At 71.8% G+C, this 15619-nt stretch carries 16 protein-coding genes; 6 read left to right on the forward strand and 10 right to left on the reverse strand.

Going from position 1 to position 15619, the window contains the following annotated elements; all coding sequences use genetic code 11:
• Nucleotides 1–10 precede the first annotated feature (10 nt).
• From ABZ117_RS22960 to ABZ117_RS22975, 4 genes are all read right to left on the reverse strand, one after another.
• The gene (locus ABZ117_RS22960) at nt 11–1168 is read right to left on the reverse strand and encodes an MAB_1171c family putative transporter (protein ID WP_356823508.1); all 1158 of its coding nucleotides are present in this window, start codon (nt 1166–1168) and stop codon (nt 11–13) included.
• 61 nt (nt 1169–1229) lie between these two features.
• Nucleotides 1230–2387 (reverse strand): hypothetical protein, encoded by a 1158-nt coding sequence (locus ABZ117_RS22965; protein WP_356823510.1) that lies wholly within the window; start codon nt 2385–2387, stop codon nt 1230–1232.
• Nucleotides 2384–2953 carry a hypothetical protein gene (locus ABZ117_RS22970; RefSeq protein WP_356823512.1) on the reverse strand — a complete coding sequence of 190 codons (570 nt, stop codon included), beginning with the start codon at nt 2951–2953 and terminating at the stop codon, nt 2384–2386. Before ABZ117_RS22970 ends, ABZ117_RS22965 begins: the two co-directional genes overlap by 4 nt.
• Nucleotides 2954–3125: 172 nt before the next feature.
• Complete coding sequence (locus ABZ117_RS22975; protein ID WP_356823514.1) at nt 3126–3743, reverse strand: XRE family transcriptional regulator; 618 nt, start codon at nt 3741–3743, stop codon at nt 3126–3128.
• 367 nt (nt 3744–4110) lie between these two features.
• On the opposite strand from ABZ117_RS22975, the gene ABZ117_RS22980 reads away from it, so the two are divergent.
• The 3 genes from ABZ117_RS22980 (at nt 4111) to ABZ117_RS22990 (ending at nt 6239) form a co-directional block, all read left to right on the forward strand.
• On the forward strand, nt 4111–4848 hold the full coding sequence (locus tag ABZ117_RS22980) for an SDR family NAD(P)-dependent oxidoreductase (protein WP_356823516.1): 738 nt from the start codon (nt 4111–4113) through the stop codon (nt 4846–4848).
• Between the two features lie 52 nt (nt 4849–4900).
• On the forward strand, nt 4901–5293 hold the full coding sequence (locus ABZ117_RS22985; RefSeq protein ID WP_356823518.1) for a SchA/CurD-like domain-containing protein: 393 nt from the start codon (nt 4901–4903) through the stop codon (nt 5291–5293).
• A gap of 79 nt (nt 5294–5372) precedes the next feature.
• Nucleotides 5373–6239 carry an NAD(P)-dependent oxidoreductase gene (locus ABZ117_RS22990; RefSeq protein WP_356823520.1) on the forward strand — a complete coding sequence of 289 codons (867 nt, stop codon included), beginning with the start codon at nt 5373–5375 and terminating at the stop codon, nt 6237–6239.
• Nucleotides 6240–6302: 63 nt separating this feature from the next.
• Here the strand turns inward: ABZ117_RS22990 and ABZ117_RS22995 are convergent, their stop codons facing one another.
• Genes ABZ117_RS22995 through ABZ117_RS23005 form a run of 3 tightly spaced genes read right to left on the reverse strand, consistent with a single transcriptional unit; the run spans nt 6303 to nt 8357 of the window.
• Nucleotides 6303–6563, reverse strand: coding sequence for a phosphopantetheine-binding protein (locus tag ABZ117_RS22995; protein ID WP_356823522.1), 261 nt, complete (start codon nt 6561–6563; stop codon nt 6303–6305).
• A gap of 25 nt (nt 6564–6588) precedes the next feature.
• The gene (locus ABZ117_RS23000; RefSeq protein ID WP_356823524.1) at nt 6589–7584 is read right to left on the reverse strand and encodes a beta-ketoacyl-ACP synthase III; all 996 of its coding nucleotides are present in this window, start codon (nt 7582–7584) and stop codon (nt 6589–6591) included.
• Nucleotides 7581–8357 carry an NAD-dependent epimerase/dehydratase family protein gene (locus ABZ117_RS23005; RefSeq protein WP_356823526.1) on the reverse strand — a complete coding sequence of 259 codons (777 nt, stop codon included), beginning with the start codon at nt 8355–8357 and terminating at the stop codon, nt 7581–7583. Before ABZ117_RS23005 ends, ABZ117_RS23000 begins: the two co-directional genes overlap by 4 nt.
• Nucleotides 8358–8559: 202 nt before the next feature.
• On the opposite strand from ABZ117_RS23005, the gene ABZ117_RS23010 reads away from it, so the two are divergent.
• The gene (locus tag ABZ117_RS23010) at nt 8560–8991 is read left to right on the forward strand and encodes an SCP2 sterol-binding domain-containing protein (RefSeq protein ID WP_356823528.1); all 432 of its coding nucleotides are present in this window, start codon (nt 8560–8562) and stop codon (nt 8989–8991) included.
• 73 nt (nt 8992–9064) lie between these two features.
• Here ABZ117_RS23010 and ABZ117_RS23015 read toward each other — a convergent pair whose 3' ends face one another.
• From ABZ117_RS23015 to ABZ117_RS23025, 3 genes are all read right to left on the reverse strand, one after another.
• Nucleotides 9065–10234 (reverse strand): nucleotide disphospho-sugar-binding domain-containing protein, encoded by a 1170-nt coding sequence (locus tag ABZ117_RS23015; RefSeq protein ID WP_356823529.1) that lies wholly within the window; start codon nt 10232–10234, stop codon nt 9065–9067.
• Between the two features lie 120 nt (nt 10235–10354).
• Nucleotides 10355–11152 carry an FkbM family methyltransferase gene (locus ABZ117_RS23020; RefSeq protein ID WP_356823531.1) on the reverse strand — a complete coding sequence of 266 codons (798 nt, stop codon included), beginning with the start codon at nt 11150–11152 and terminating at the stop codon, nt 10355–10357.
• A 50-nt stretch (nt 11153–11202) separates the two neighbouring features.
• Nucleotides 11203–12705, reverse strand: coding sequence for an FAD-dependent monooxygenase (locus tag ABZ117_RS23025; RefSeq protein ID WP_356823533.1), 1503 nt, complete (start codon nt 12703–12705; stop codon nt 11203–11205).
• A gap of 257 nt (nt 12706–12962) precedes the next feature.
• Here ABZ117_RS23025 and ABZ117_RS23030 point away from each other — a divergent pair, with 257 nt between their 5' ends.
• The gene (locus ABZ117_RS23030) at nt 12963–14177 is read left to right on the forward strand and encodes an amidohydrolase family protein (RefSeq protein ID WP_356823535.1); all 1215 of its coding nucleotides are present in this window, start codon (nt 12963–12965) and stop codon (nt 14175–14177) included.
• Between the two features lie 139 nt (nt 14178–14316).
• The gene (locus ABZ117_RS23035; protein ID WP_356823537.1) at nt 14317–15618 is read left to right on the forward strand and encodes a nucleotide disphospho-sugar-binding domain-containing protein; all 1302 of its coding nucleotides are present in this window, start codon (nt 14317–14319) and stop codon (nt 15616–15618) included.
• The last annotated feature ends 1 nt before the right edge of the window (nt 15619 follow it).

Here is a 15619-nt window from a genome sequence, read left to right on the forward strand (position 1 = left end):
TGAGACGGTCTCACTGGATTCTCGCCTGCTGCGGCGCCGCCTCACGGAGGCGGTTCACGGCGTGCGCCAGCTCGACCAGGGCGATGGTGACGCGGAACTTCTCCGGTGGATCGGCAGGACCGTCACCCTTGCCCGAAGCACGGCGGATACCGTCGATGATCATCGCTTGTTCCGAGGCGAACCGGGCCTGGTCCTGTTGCGCGCCGCGTTCCACGGCAGCCGCGTACGCCGCGTGACCGATCCGTTGGTCGAAGTGCGCCGTCAGCTGGAGCAGAGCGTCGTGGATGTTGGCTTCGAGCAGGTACAGGCGGTTGCTCGGCATCTGCCACCACAGCTGCCACCAAGTCGGTTCCGCGACCGGTGGTGCCGTGACCACGTCCTTCACCGCGGACCACAGCGGTGTCAGCGCGCGGTAGGTGGCCAGGCTCTGCCGTTCCGCGGCGGCGGCGGACGCGAGACGCGGAAGGACGAATCCCGCGGAGTAGATGAGAGCGCCGAGCGCGGCGGCCGGCGGGGCGACGGTGGTGGACAGGACGTCCAGGTCGTACCCCAGCCAGCGTGCGACGACCGCGGTGACCTTGGCGAGGGTGAATCCGAGGGCGTCGAGCAGGAGGCCGGCGAGGATCAGCCGGAGGCCGACCCGCAGAAGCCCTGTCACCTCGTCGCGCGCCCACTTCAGGCAGACGGCGCTCAGAACGACGGTGCTCGCCAGATGACCCACGAGGTAGAGACTGATCATCTCGCGCATGTACGGGGTGTTGGCGTAGTACGTGTCCAGGTCGGTGAGCCGCTCCGTGTGGGCGTCCGCGAGGCTGAACAGCAGGACGATGGCGACGATGAGCGTTCCGTAGACGGCGACCGTCATCCGCGTCATCCGCCGTATCCGCTCCTTGGGGCCGCCTCTCCAGTGGATCAGCAGGATGATCAGGGAGCAGCTCAGGGCGGAGATCGAGCCGTAGGTGAGCGGGGCGCCCACGTTGGGGATGCCCGTGGCGTGGTTGACCGCGGCGAGCGTCACCGGAGCGGACCAGAAGAAGCACGTGGCGGCGATGAACGCAGTGGCCCGCGTGGCGTTGGACAGGGGTGAGCGGGGAGTCCTGCGTGGTCGGCGCAGCAGTATGGCGGCCAGAGCCAGAAGGACGGACGCCATATACACGACAAGACTCATCTTTTCGGGGACTCCGTTCAGGTCCGCGGATGTGGGGGGAATCGTGTACTCGGATCCGGGGTCAGAGCGACCGGGCCTCGACGGTATCGGGCTCTCGTACCGTCCGCTCGGACCTCTTCACGGCATCGGCGATCCGGACCAGCGACTCGGCGTCCCGAGGGTGGCAGAGCCGGGTCGGCAGGCGCGCGGGCCCGAGCACAGGGCGGGTGCTGCGCCGTACGGCTGCGGCGATGGTCACGGCCCACGCGGCGGCCGTAGCGCTCTCCGAGTCACCTGTCCTGTCGAGCTCCGTGCAGAAGGCCTCGTCGTAAAGCCTCTCGTCGAAGTGTGATTCGAGCGCCAGGAGACCGTTGTGGACGGTGCTCCAGCGCCAGGTGCCCCACAGGAGCGGGGAACGTGGGCGCTCGACGCGCAGGGCGCGTTCTTTGAGCACCGGGTCCAGCACGGAGTCGAGGGGTGCGAGACGGAAGAAGTCACGCCATGACGAGAGGTGGTGGCCCGCCACGGGAAGGAGGACGCCCACCACGGTGAGCAGTGCGCCGAGGCCGGCGCAGAGGGGCGGGATGGAGGTACCGAGGACCGTCCAGTCCCGGCCGGTCCACCGCGCGATGACGGCGACCAGTTTGGAGACGCTGTACCCGGCGCTGATGACCGTACCGGCGCCGATCGTCAGCAGGCTGGCCCGCAGCCAGGGCAGTCTGCGGACCTCCGCCTCGAAGGCCCAGCGCAGCGACCAGACGGCGCTGACCGTGACGGCCGTCAGATGTGCGACCAGGTACAGGACGACCATTTCGGAGATCCAGGGTGCCGTCGCGTAGTACGTGTCGAAGTCGCTGCGGCGCTCCTCCGTGGCGTCCCCCAGGGTGTAGAGGATCGCGACACCGAGGAGAACGGCCGTGTAGCCGTAGAGCCAGCTGCGTGTCGTGCGGCGCGCGGAGGGGCCGCCCCGCCAGCAGGCGATCAGGATCAGAAGTGTCGCGCTGTACGCGGTGATCGAGGCGTAGGTCAGTGGGGCGGCCAGGTTGGGGACACCGCTGAGCCGGTTGATCACCTCGACCGAACTGGGCGCCCCGAAGAGGAAACACAGCGACGCGAACGCCAGCACCCCGTTGATGGCACGCAGCGAGGGCTCGCTGCCGTTGCGGATCAGGCCCGGCAGTTTCACCAGGAGCCCGATCCACAGCAGGCCGCAGCTTATGTAGTTGATCGACCCACTCATCTCCGGTTCCCCCGATAGCTGAGAGCGTCCGCGATACGGCGGGCGGTCGCGCCCGTGATCACGTCCCGTTCCATCAGCGCCCGCATCTCCTGCCCGACCCGGATGCCGAAGAGTTCCGCCTCCTTCTCGGGGTCCTCGTCGAAGCGCGAACGCGCGGCGGCCGGGTGCGCGCCGTGCGCGTGTCCGGACTTCAGCTCGTCCCAAGCCCCGCCCGCCAGTTGCTCGGGTGTGAAGCCATCCTTCTGCCGCATGTGCCACAGCTCGTGACCGAAGATCTGCGCCTGATGCCAGATGGCCGCGTCCTGTTCGATGATGACGTCGTCACGGTCGACTCGCTCCAGCCACATCCCGGTGGCCTTGAACTCACGCGGAATGTGGACCTTGTGCACCTCGAGCCGGCGATCGCCGCGCCACCGCCTGGCGGACTCGACCAGGGCCTCGAACAGGGCTTCGGGATCTGTCGGCGCTTCCACGTCACCGTCTGCGCCGGCATCGCTGCCGTCCGCCCCGGCATCACCCAGTCTTCCCCGGACCGGAGCGATGAGCGTCTCGGCGAACTGGCGCATCTCCCTGTCGCGCGCCCGTAACCGCTGCCACTGGCGGAGCCGGGTCAGAGGAGTCATCGCCCGCCCCGGTGGTTCGGGACAGCGGCGGCATCACGGTCCGTGCCGGGCTCCTGCCGGTCGGCGGGGACGCGCGGGGGCCGCGGAAGTCGGGGCGCCTCACCGCATCCGGAGATCACGACGCGAGTCCTTCTTCGTCCCGGCCCGCACCGCGGACACCCGGTGCGACAGGCCGGGTGACTGCCTCCGCCCACTGGGCCATCGCCCGCACTCCGGTGGGCGACAGCAGCCCGCGCGCCGCGAGCCGCAGTATCTCGGGCGTACGGAGCTCGGCGAACGGATCCGACCTCGACTCCAGTTCGTGGAGGCGCTGTTGCAGCGCTTCGTCGAGTGCTTCCGGCTCGTCGGCGAAGAAGAACCCGGGCGGCAGGGAGAAGAACCGGCGGAGCCGATCGGCGGACTCCAGGCTGGGTATGCCCTTCTTGCGCCACTCGCTCATCGTCTGACGGGTCACGCCGGCGGCCGCGGCGATCTCTTCGAGGGCGTATCTCTTCCCGTCGGCACGCCGTCGCGTCTCACGGAGGAAGTCGAGCCGCTGCCGTACGCGTTCCGCCACCGAGATGTCCTCGGCCCGCCCGCCCGCCAGCAGGGTCAGTACGACGCTCTCCGGGATCCCCGTCTCGTACGACAGGTCCGCGCTGTCGAGCACCTCGGACAACTCGGCACCTCCCGAGGCGCGTTGGATACGCTCCAGGGTTCCGGCCAGTCTTGCGTAGGCATCGTCTGCTGCCACCGAGCATTCTCCTGCGCGCGTCGCTGATCAGGGGCGGGACGTACGCGAGCGTATCCGCATCCCCTCAACTGGTCGACACGGTCGGGGAAGAGCGCCTCGGTGAGCGGGGTGGGTTGACACCTTATGGGCGTGGGGCGGCAAGGTCACCGCGCGCTGGCAGAAGCCGGCGAGGTGGAGGTTGTCCGCCGACCAGCACAGTGATGCCCTGTAGGGGGTGAGCATGACAGGGCCACCCCTCTCAGTGGCCCGGGGACCGTCCTGCCCGGTGGCCGGTGAGGGCGATCTGAGACGAGCGGTCCAGCTGTTGTCCAGGCACCGGTACCAGACTCCTCATGCAAGGGAAGCGCCCGGCGATTCTGGAGGTACCGTGGATCCACGGTTGGACGGCAGGCTGGCACTGGTCACCGGGGCGACCCGCGGCGTCGGCTTCGCTACCGCGCTGGCTCTGGCACGGGCCGGCGCCGATGTCGTCGGCTGCTACCACGGCGAGGAGCGGACCGCCGAGGACGCCCAGCGAGTCCTGGCGGAGGCGGGCGGTAAGCACCGCATGATCCGGGCCGACGTGACCCGCCCCGACGACGTGGACAGGCTGGTGGGCGCCTGCCGCGAGGCCGGCGCCCCGCTCGGGGTGCTCGTCAACAACGTAGGCGTCGACGCGGTGTCCGCCTTCGCCGATCTCACCGAGGAGGCGTGGCAGCACGTGCTCCAGACCAACCTGACCAGCGCCTACCGGGTCACCCGGGCCGTCCTCGGACTACTCGGCCCCGACGCCTCGGTGGTCTGTGTCGGCTCCTCCGCGGCGGCCCGCGGGGTACCCGGCCGCGCGCACTACGGAGCCGCGAAATCTGGAATCACCGGCATGACGCGCGCCCTGAGCAAGGAACTCGGACCGAAGGGTGTACGGGTCAACGCAGTCGCTCCCGGCATCGTCGACATGGGCCCGGACAGCGGCCTGCCCGCCGAGGTGCGGGCCCGGATGGCCCGGATGTCCGCGCTGGGCCGCCTGGTGACCGCCGAGGAGGTGGCGCAGGCCGTCCTGTTCCTGGCCTGTGACACCGCCCGGTACATCACCGGCGTCACGCTGAACGTCGACGGTGGACTGTAGCCCGACGACTCACTCATTCATTCAACTGCCCCACCCCAACCAGGAGGTTCGCGTGGCCACCGCAGCCATCACCTACAAGATCAAGCCCGGGCACGAGGAGGAGATCGCCGAGATCTTCGCCCACTTCAAGCGGGCGGCCTCGCCGATCCTGCGGGACGAGGCCGGCAAGGAGACAGGCCGGATCAGGGCGACCGCGCTGTTCATCAAGGACGACCACATGGTGCGCTTCATCCAGTTCGACGGGACGCTGGAGGATGTCGGCCGCCACATGGCGCAGCAGGACGGGGTCCGTGAAGCGGAGCGCAGACTCGCCCCGTATCTCGCCGAGCCCCGTGACACCACGACCGTCGAGGGGTTCCTCACCTACTTCCGCAACAGTTCGATGCGCTGCCTGTCGGAACTCTCCGTGGACAGCCTGCCGCCCGAAATCCTCGCCAAGCTGTGACGCCCGCGCGCCACACCCCGCCGTCCACCCGGTCCGCAGCGGTTCGACGCTGCGGACCGTCCTCTCGGGAAGGGTCGTGATGACCGGCCGACACATCGCCTTCACAGGGCTCGGCAACATGGGAAGCGGCATGGCGCTGCGCCTGATCGACTCAGGCTTCCGCGTCACCGTACACAACCGGACGAAGGAGCGAGCGCTGCCCGTGGTCGCGGCGGGCGCGGAATTCGCCGACTCGGCCGCCGAGGCGGTGGCGTCCGCCGGGACGCTGGTGGTCAGCGTGGCCGACGAGGCCGCCGTGGACGACGTCCTCTTCGGTCACGACCGGCTGCGGCCGGGGACCCTGGTGATCAACACCTCCACCGTGTCCCCGGGGTACGCCCGCGACGCGAGCACGCGCGTGGCGAAGGCCGGAGCGCACTGGATCGACGCCTGTGTCATCGGCAATCCGCGTCAGGCCCGCGAGGGTGCCATGCGGGTGCTGGTGTCCGGGGCCCAGGAGCACGTTGCTGCGGCCCGGCCCGTGCTCGAGGCGCTGGGCGGTGTCGTGGCCCTCGGGCCGGTGGGTCAGGCCCCCGCCATGAAGCTCGCGTTCAACCTGCTGCTGGGCGCGCAGGTCGCCTCCCTGGCGGACGCCGTGCGCTACGGGCAGGACGCGGGGCTGGACCGTGACCTCCTGCTGGCGGTCATCGCGGGCAGCGGCTTCAGCTCCCAGGTCATGGCGTTCCGCGCCGAGGTGATGCGCACCGGCGCGTACGAGCCGGCGGCCTTCCGTACCAGCCTCATGCACAAGGATCTGCGCATGGTGCTGGACGACGCCCGGCAGTCGGGCCTGGAGCTGGCGGTGACGGCGAGCGCGTCCCGTTACTTCGAGGAGGCGATCGCCCGGGGCAGGGGTGATGCCGATGCCGCGGTGGTCGGTGAGGCGACCGCCCCGGCGCACGGCTGACGCTGTAGGGCGCGAACGCGAAGGGCGGCGGAGGCCGATGGCCTCCGCCGCCCTTCGGTGATGTCAGTGCCGTTCCCCGGTAAGGCGGTGCCGCACGTACGTCAGCACCGCGCCGGCCGTCGTGAGGCCGTCCAGGTCGTCGTCCGGGATCTCCAGGCCCAGGTCGGCCTCGAGCCGGGTGAACATCTCGTAGACCGCCAGCGAGTCGAGCCCCAGCTCCGCGAACGTGACGTCCATCGCGGAGTCGTCGAAGACGACCCTCTCGTCGGTGCCTACGCAGGCGTCGACGCTCTTCTGGAAGTCGGCCAGCGTGAATCTCCGCACCTTCTCCTCCTTCTCCGAGTAGCCGTCAGGGCAACAGGGCGACCTGGCCGGCGTAGTTGAGACCTGCTCCGAACCCGACGAGCAGCGCCGGATCGCCGCTGCGCGCCGTCCCCTCGCTCAGCAGCCGCTCCATGGCCAGCGGGATCGAGGCCGAGGAGGTGTTGCCGCTGCGGCGCACGTCCGTGGCCACCGCCACGTCCGCGGGCAGACCGAGACGGTCCGCCATGACCTCGATCATCCGCAGGTTGGCCTGGTGCGGGATGAACGCGGCCAGCCGCGCCGCGTCCACACCCGCCTGCGCCATGGCCTGCTGCCCGGCGGGCACGATCCGGCTCACCGCCCACCGGAAGACACCGCGGCCGTCCATCCGCATGTACGGGCGCGGCCGGTCCGGACCGGCCCCGGCCCACTCGCCGTCCATGCGCAGCGCGCCGAGGTGGGAGCCGTCGGCCCCGCGCACGGCCGGTGCGATGCCGGGTTCGTCGGACGGCCCGACGACCACGGCGCCCGCGCCGTCCGCGAAGAGGAACGCGATGGTGCGGTCCTCCGGGTCGACGATGTCGGTCATCCGTTCCGCGCCGACCACCAGTACGTGCGCGGCGCCGCCGGAGGAGACGAGGTCACCGGCGACCCCCAGCGCGTGGCAGAAGCCGGCGCAGGCCGCCGAGAGGTCGAAGGCGCCCGCCCGGTGCGCGCCCAGCGCGTGGGCGACGGTGACCGAGACCGGCGGCGTCTGGAGCAGGTTCGACATGCTGGCAACGAGCACACAGTCGAGCCGGTCGGGTTCCAGTCCCGCGTGGGCGAGGGCTTGGGCGCCGGCCGACGCCGCCATCACGGCGAGTGTCTCGTCGGGGGCCGCGAAGTGGCGGGTGACGATGCCGGAACGGCTCTCGATCCATTCCTCGGTGGAGTCGATGCGGGTACAGATCTCGGCGTTGGTCACCACCCGGCGGGGCCGGTAGGCACCGACGCCGAGGATGCGGCTGTACCGGTGTTCCGGCGCGCGCAGACGTACATTCACCGGCGTTCCCCCTCGGTGGCGGCTCGCGCGGGTGGAGGTGGCGAACCCAGGTAGCGGTCGATGACCGTGCGGTAGTAGGCCGGGTCGGCGACCCGTGCGTGCACGTCCGGCTGCAACCGCGCGAGCCGCTCGACGGACACAGTGTAGGCAGCGGCGGCATGGCGGTACGTCTTGTGCGCGACGGTGCCCAGTGACCGCTCGATGTGGGCCACGATCTCCTCGACGGGCACCGAGGTGCCGGACGCCACGTTGATCACCTGTCTCGGTTCGGCGACGGCCAGCAGGCCGTCGAAGAAGGCGATGGCGTCCCGGACGTCGAGCACGTCGCGGTAGGCGCCGCGGTGCACGACCACCGAGCCGCCGCGGATCTGCTCGGTCAGCGAGGGCAGCAGCTGGTGCGGCCGTTGGCCGGGTCCGACCAGATGGGTCGTGCGGAGGACGAGGTGGTCGGCGCGGGAGGCCGCCAGGACCGCTTCCAGGGCCAGCTTGTGCCGGGCGTAGGCCGATCCGGGGAAGACGGGTTCGTCCTCCCGTCCGCGGCACCCCCGCGCCCCGTACATGCCGGCCGAACTGGTCGAGAGGTACACCAGCCGCCGCCCGTCGGCCGTGCAGCGCCGGATCACCGAATAGAGCAGGTCCGCCTCCCGTGCGAACTGGTCCTCCGAGAGCGATCCGGCGCTCGACACCCCGGCGGCGAACACCACTGTGTCCGGATGGCGGTGCGCGAACGGACGCAGATGCCGGGCGATGAACCCGTCTCCGATGATCTCCATGGGGCGCCGGTCCCTCCTCACGTGTGCCGGGCCTTCGGGGACGAGTCTGGTGCCGGGTGCTGGCAGGTCGCTGGACGGGAGGCGTCTGCCGGGCGGACGGGCGGTCCGTCGCCCGGGACGGGTGGCGAACCGCCCGTCCACGGCGCGTCCAGTGGGACCTGGGACGGTGCGAGCCGGTCACGACTGCTCAAAGAGGGGAGCGATGATGGAGTCACATGCCCGCAGCTTCGAGGAACTGCGCAAACTGGTCGAGGGGGGTTCGCCCGAGGACGCGGCGGCGAGGGCGCAGGAGGCGTTCGGCAGCCCGGACGCCGCCTTGGACGCGCTCTTCGCCCTGTATCAGGGGGCGTTCGTCTCGCAGCGGGCTTCCGGTGCCGCGGGTGAGTTCCGGTTCGACGTCGCGACGTCGGCGGGGACGCGGCAGTACACGGTCTCGGTGGGTGACGGCCGGTGCCGGATCCGCAGGGGCGCGGACACCTCGCCCACCGCCGTCACCACGATCAGCCTGGGCGACCTGCTGTTGCTGTCCACGGGGCTGGCCACCGGATTCGAGCTCAGCACGCAGCGGCGACTGCGCACCGAGGGAGATCTGGCCGCCGCGATCAGTTTCAAGGACTGGTTCGACCTCGGCTGAGAACAGTACGCGCGGGAGGGGAGGCGGATGCCTCCCCTCCCGCGCGCGGGCGATGTCGTGCCCGGTCGTGTGGTCAGCGGCCTGCGGCCAGCTGCTCCAGCAGGGTGACGGTCTCGGCGGGCGACGGCATGGCCGCCATCTCGTCGCGCAGCCCCCGCGCGGCCCGGGTGTAGGCGGAGTCCTCCAGCAGATCGGTGACCGCCTGCCGCAGGCCCTCGACGCTGTTCTGCTTCTCCACGGTGTCCAGAGCGATGCCCGCGCCGACGGCGGCGATCCGGTCGCCGAAGTCGAACTGGTCGAGGAACTGGGGCACGACGAGCTGCGGCAGTCCGAAGGACGTGGCGGTCAGGGCCGTGCCGGCGCCGCCGTGGTGGACGACCGCGTCACAGTGGTGGAGGAAGAGCTGGAGCGGCAGGGAGTCCACCAGGCGCACATTGCCGGGTACGTCTCCGACCAGGGGCAGGTCCGACGACGACACGGCCACGACGACCTCGGTCCGGTCGATGCCGCTGACCGCTTCGACGAGCCGGCGAAGCAGTGGCATGCCGTTGAGCGCGATCGTCTGGTTGCCCAGGGAGACACAGACGCGGCGCACGTCACGCGGCATGTCGACGGCCCAGTCGGGGAGGACACCGGTGCCGTTGTACGGGACGAACCGCAGTGGCTGGGCGCCGCTGATGCCCGGGTACTGGAGGGTGGGCGGGCAGGGGTCCAGGGTCAGGGCCGGTTCGGGCAGGCCGGACTCCAGGCCGAGGCGGTCCGCGGTCCGGGACAGCACCTCTCTGGCCGTCCCGTCGAAGCGCCCGGTCAGTCCGTTGACCCCGAGTCCGTGCCGCACCGAGGGTATCTTCAGGACCCCGCCGGCCAGCCGGCCGGTGAACTCGAACGGCTCGGAGACGATCAGGTCCGGCCGCCAGGCCGTGGCGAAGTCCACGTACCTGTCGACGGCGTACTGGGTGAAGGTGGCCCAGGTGCGCGCGGCTATCGCGGCCATGACCTCACCCTGCCGGCCCCACGCCTCGATGGGCGGCTGGTCGTCGGGCAGTCGCTCGCGCAGCATGGCCAGCTGGTCCAGGTGCTCACCCACCGCGTGGGCGGGCAGGCCCGCTCCACGGATGACGGGTGCCAGGTCCGGCTGGCTGACGACCACGACCTCGTGGCCCGCCGCACGCAGTCCCCAGGCCAGCGGGACCATCAGGGTGACGTGTCCCGGTGCCGGGATGGCTGTCATGAGCACTCGCATGTGATCTCCATAGCGTCGAGGTGATCGCGGGACGTGGGAACGGAGGGCTCGTGATGCTCTCAGGGCGTACTCGCAGGGGACTGGACGCCGGGCGCCGGACGTACCCGGCAGGGGGGCCGCTCAACGGTCCCGGACGGCCAGCACCATCTGTACGCCGGTCCCGGTGAGCATCTCCTCCTGCCCGACGCAGACGGTGAATCCCCGCCGGGTCAGCCCCTCCACGACGGCCGCCAGCCGGCCGTCGTGGTCGTGGACCTCCGCCACGACACGGCGGATCCGGGGCCAGTCGCTCTCTTCGATGCCGTCCAGGACGTCCTGTTCGGCACGCTCCACGTCGATCTTGAGCAGCGCGATCTCGTCGACGCCGTGCTCGGCCATGGCGGCGGTCACGGTGGTGACGTCCACGTGGTACCGGCGGCCCTGGTACATCGTCTCCCCCAGCGCGCGAGCCGTGTCCTCGTCGATGCCGGTGTTGGCCAGATAGGTCATGAGGTGGCGCCGGTCCTCGTCCTCGTCGGGGTAGAGGCTGCTCTGCGCGGGCGACCGCGGATAGTACGTCAGCTCCCCCGTGCCCGGACGGGAGCCGACGGCGACCTGGACGGCAGTGATGCCGGTCCCGTGCCGGCGCGTGTTCTCCCGCAGGCAGGCGAAGCAGTCCTCGGCCGGTTCGAAGGAGTACACCCGCAGGCCCGGGACAAGGTCGGAGAAGAACAGGGCGGCGAGCCCCAGGTTCCCACCCACGTCGAAGACGACGTCCCCGGCCGCGAGGCCCTCCACGCCCCTGGCGTACAGGTCGTTCCCGGTGACCTCGTGCCACAGCACGGCCGCCTGGTTGGGATCCGGGGCCACGATCCTGCGGCCGTCGGGAAGTGCGATCTCGTGGGCGGCGTCCGTGCGTTCCGCGTCCGTGTCCGGCATCCGCTTCTCCTCGTGCTGTCCGCTGTCCTCGGGTTCGCGTGTGGGTGATGTCAGCTGCCGTACGTCTCACGCAGGTACCGTGCCGGTGCACGGCTGTCGCCGGGGCCGACACGGCACCCGAGGTAGCCGTCGGGCCGGATGAGCAGCGTCTCGCCCTCGGCCAGGGCGTACGGGTCCGCCGGGTTGCCGGCGGCCGTGGCGGCGGGTCGCGCGCTCCGCACCCCGTGCGGCAGGCCGGTCCGCGGTACGGCGGCGACGGACACCCAGTCACCGTGGCGCAGTTCGTCGTAGAGGGTGGTGGGGTTGCCGTCCGCGCCGGTGAGCGCGATCTGGGGGGCACGGTCACCGGCCCTGGGACCGGGGCGTTCGGCCCACTGGCGGCTGAGCGTGCTGTCCCGGTAGTCCACGGCCTGGTCCGACCGTGCCTGCTGCTGCCTGCGGACTCCCACGGTGACGGCCTCGGGGGTCGGTGGGGTGCCGACGCCTCCCCAGAACGAGCGCTCGGTGCGGCGCAGCAGGCTGTGGGCGACCGGGAGCCGTTCGGCCGCGTAGGTGTCCAGCAGTCGTTCGCCGGCGCCGCCGACGACGGCCGCGAGTTTCCAGCCGAGGTTGAATGCGTCCTGAATGCCGGTGTTCATCCCCTGGGCGGTGACCGGCATGACGGTGCGGGCGGCATCGCCGACCAGCAGGCAGCGGCCGTACCGGAACGAGCCGGCGACGCTGTTGTGCAGCCGCACCCGCCAGCTGTGGCGGGGTGACCGGAGCCGGATGTCCGGCACCCCGGAGAGCTTGCGGACGTACGCCTCGACCTCGTCCACGGACGGGTCGCTCCGGTCCCCGGGGTCCGGGTCGGCGACAGCCGCGAAGAGCCGGCGCCGGCCGTCGGGCAGGGGCAGGTCGCCGAGGAACCCGTCCGCGGTCAGGTGGAGGTGGGCCTCACCGGCGCCGTCGCCGGGCAGGCCGTGTGCGACGGCGTCCACCTGGACGAGCTGGGTGCCCGTGAAGCGCCGGGTGTGCCAGGGTACGCCCAGTGCCTCCCGAACCATGCTGTGGGAACCCTCGGCGGAGACCACCCACTGGGCCCGGACGATCTCGCGGGTTCCCGTGGCGCGGTCCAGAGTGAGGGTCACGCCCTCGGCGTCCTGTTCCAGGCCGGCCGCGCGCACGCCGCGCTCGACCTCGGTGCCCAGGTCCCGCAGCCGCTCCGTCAGGGCCCGCTCGGTCTCCTGCTGGCCGATCAGCAGCGGCAGCGGATACGGCGTGTTCCCCTCACGCAGTTCGACGGCCAACTCGGGGCCACCGAACGGGTGGTAGACCCTGCGCCGGTAGCTCACCGCCCGTGACGCGAAGTCGGCCATGGGCAGGCCCATCAGATCGAGCGTCTCCAGGGTTCGCTGCCACAGGGTACAGCCCCGCGTGCCCGGGCGCGGTTCGGCCCTGCGGTCCACCACCCGGCACTTCACGCGCCGTCTGGCGAGTTCGACCGCCACGGACAGCCCTACGGGGCCCGCCCCCACCACCACCACTTCAGTCGCCGCCACCATGACCGTCATGCCTCCTCACTGGATCCCCCGCCACAGCGGAGCCGGCCTGCGCGGCCCGGACCGGACCGGCCGGGGCTCCATGGACACCCGTCCGCTCCTCGCCTACGGTGGACCGCGACCGGCTTCCCACGGCCCTGTCGGCGAGTCCCTGTCAGTGCGGCGCACAGGTTGACGCGGATCTCCGGAACCGCGTTCCCAGCCTCACCCGAGGCGCTGGACGCTCGATCGACGCGCGATGGCAGCGCGCGATCCACAGGAGGACTCCCATGGGCCGAACCATCTTCCGCAACGTGCGTGTCTTCGACGGGCAGTGTGTCCGTGCCGAGGACACCGTCGTCGTCGCCTCCGGCCGGATCGAGGCGGTCGGCAGCGAGCTGCCGGTACCCGGCGGCGCCGAGGTGGTCGAGGGCGGCGGACGCACCCTGCTGCCCGGACTCATCGATGCCCACACCCACGTGGTCGGGGACGCCCTGCGGCAGGCGCTGCGGTGGGGCGTCGGCACCGAACTGGACATGGCCAACTTCCCCGACGCGGTCGCCGCCGCGAAGAAGGAGCAGGACGGGCCGCTCGGCTCTTCGATCGCCGACCTCAGGTCCGCCGGCTGCGCCGCCACCGTGCCCGGCGGCCACGGCTCCGCGCGCTTCCCGGACATCCCGACGCTCACCGAGCCCGAGGAGGCGGCCGGTTTCGTCGAGGCGCGCGTCGCCGAGGGCTCGGACTACATCAAGGTGCACTACGACGACGGCCAGGTCTCCGGACGGATGCACGGCACCGAACTGCCGGTCATCCGCAAGGCCACCATGGCGGCCGTCATCGCGGCGGCCCGGGACCGCGGCCTGCTCACCATGGTGCACACCGGGACCGTACGGGCCGCTCTCGACGCGGTGGAGGCCGGCGCGCACGGGCTCGCCCACCTGCTCGTCGACGAGGCGCCCGGGCAGCGGTTCGGGGAGGCGCTCGCGCGGCACGGGGTCTTCGCCGTGCCCACGCTGACCATGGTCGAGTTGTTCTCCGGCAGCCCCGCGCTCGGCACACTAGCCGACGACGAGACCGTGGCGCGCCATCTGTGCGCGCCGGACCGGGAACTGCTGGAGCGGCACCGGAGGGGCGCGGCACGGCGGCTCGGCGTCGACCTCGGTGCCGCGCAGGCCGCCGTCCGCTCGGCCCACGCCGCGGGCGTACCGCTGCTCGCCGGGACCGATTCGGTGATGTGGTTGCACGGCATCGGACTCCACCGCGAGCTGGAGCTGCTGGTCCAGGCCGGACTCACTCCGTGTGAGGCGCTCACCGCGGCGACCGCGACTCCCGCGGCGGTCTTCTCCCTGACCGACCGGGGCAGGATCGCGCCGGGCCTGCGCGCCGATCTCCTCCTGGTCGACGGCGACCCCACACGGGACATCCGGGCGAGCCGGGCCGTGTCCGGCGTGTGGAAGCGCGGGGTCAGGGTCGTGCGGCAGCCCGTCGAGGACGCCCGCGGCTGAGCCGTCCGCCGGACCGACGCCCGCACCGCGCCGTGTCCAGCCGGAGTCCAGCGGCACGGGCGACCGTGGCCGGAGCGCCGGTCCGGCGCCGTGCGCCCACACCCTGCGGCGGGCACCATCCCGAGTGACGGAGCGGACGATGTCCACGATCCTCCTGGCCACCCTCGCGGCCAGCGGCCATGTCAATCCCTGCGGCCCCGTCGCAGCGGAGCTGACCGCCCGCGGGCACCGTGTCCTCTGGTACACAGGCGCCCGATATGCGGACCGGGTGGCGCGCTCCGGTGCCGAGTACGCGCCCCCGGAGCGGGGCGCGTTCGTCGACCTGGACCGGTTGACCGACGAGCACCCCGAGTTCCTCGCGCTCCCACCGCAGGCCCGCGGGGCGTGGTTCACCGAGCAGGTCTTCGTCCGGCCGGTGCCGGGCCAGTACGAGGACCTGCGCACGCTGATGGCACGGCACCGGGCCGATGTCCTGCTCGCCGACTCCACACTCGTCGCCGCCTCCCTGATGCACGAGCTGCACGGGGAGTTGTGGGCGACGATCAGTGTGGCGCCGCTGGCGATCCCGGATCCGCTGGTGCCGCCGTTCGGCAAGGGCTGGCCGCCGGGCGGGCAGCCCTGGCGGCGGGCACGGCGCCGGTACGCCGAAGCGGTCGAACGCCGCCGCTTCCCGGAGCCGTTGCGGCTGATGAACGTCATCCGCGCAGACCTCGGCCTGCCGCCGCTCCGCAGCAGTCCGTTCGACGCCAATCTCACCCCTTACCTGTACGCGCAGGCCACCGTGGAGGAGTTCGAATACCCGCGGGCCAGGCTGCCCGAGCAGGTGCGGTTCATCGGGCCGCTGCTCCCCGCCCCGCCGCCCTCCGGCCCGCTCCCGCCCTGGTGGCCGGAGCTGGCCGCGGGCCGGCCGGCGGTCCTGGTCACCCAGGGGACGGGCGCCCGCGACCTGGGCGAGCTGGTGGTGCCGGCCGTCCGGGCGCTCCGGGACCAGGACATCACCGTCGTCGTGACCACGGCGGGCGCCTCCCATGAGGCGCTGCGCCCCGGCTCGCTGCCGGCCAACGTCCACGTCGAACCGTTCTTGCCCTACGCCCGGTTGATGCCGCACCTGGACGCCGTGGTCACCAACGGCGGGTACGGCACCGTACAGCTCGCGCTCGCGCACGGCGTCCCGATCGTGGCCTCGGGCGTGACCGAGGACAAGCCGGAGGTGTGCGCACGGATCGCGTGGAGCGGCACCGGCGTCGACCTGCGGCGGCGGCGCCCGCCGGAACCCCTCCTCGCCGCGGCCGTGCACCGCGTGCTCACCGACCCCGCGGTCCGGCGGGCGGCGTCCGCGATGCGTGCCGCCTTCGCCGGACGCCAGGCGCCACGGGAACTCGCGTCGCTGCTCGAGCGGCTGATCGAGACCCGCCGTCCGGTGACGGCGCCCGGCGGGTGAC

This window comes from Streptomyces sp. NPDC006309, from assembly GCF_040613095.1.
Classification (GTDB): domain Bacteria; phylum Actinomycetota; class Actinomycetes; order Streptomycetales; family Streptomycetaceae; genus Streptomyces.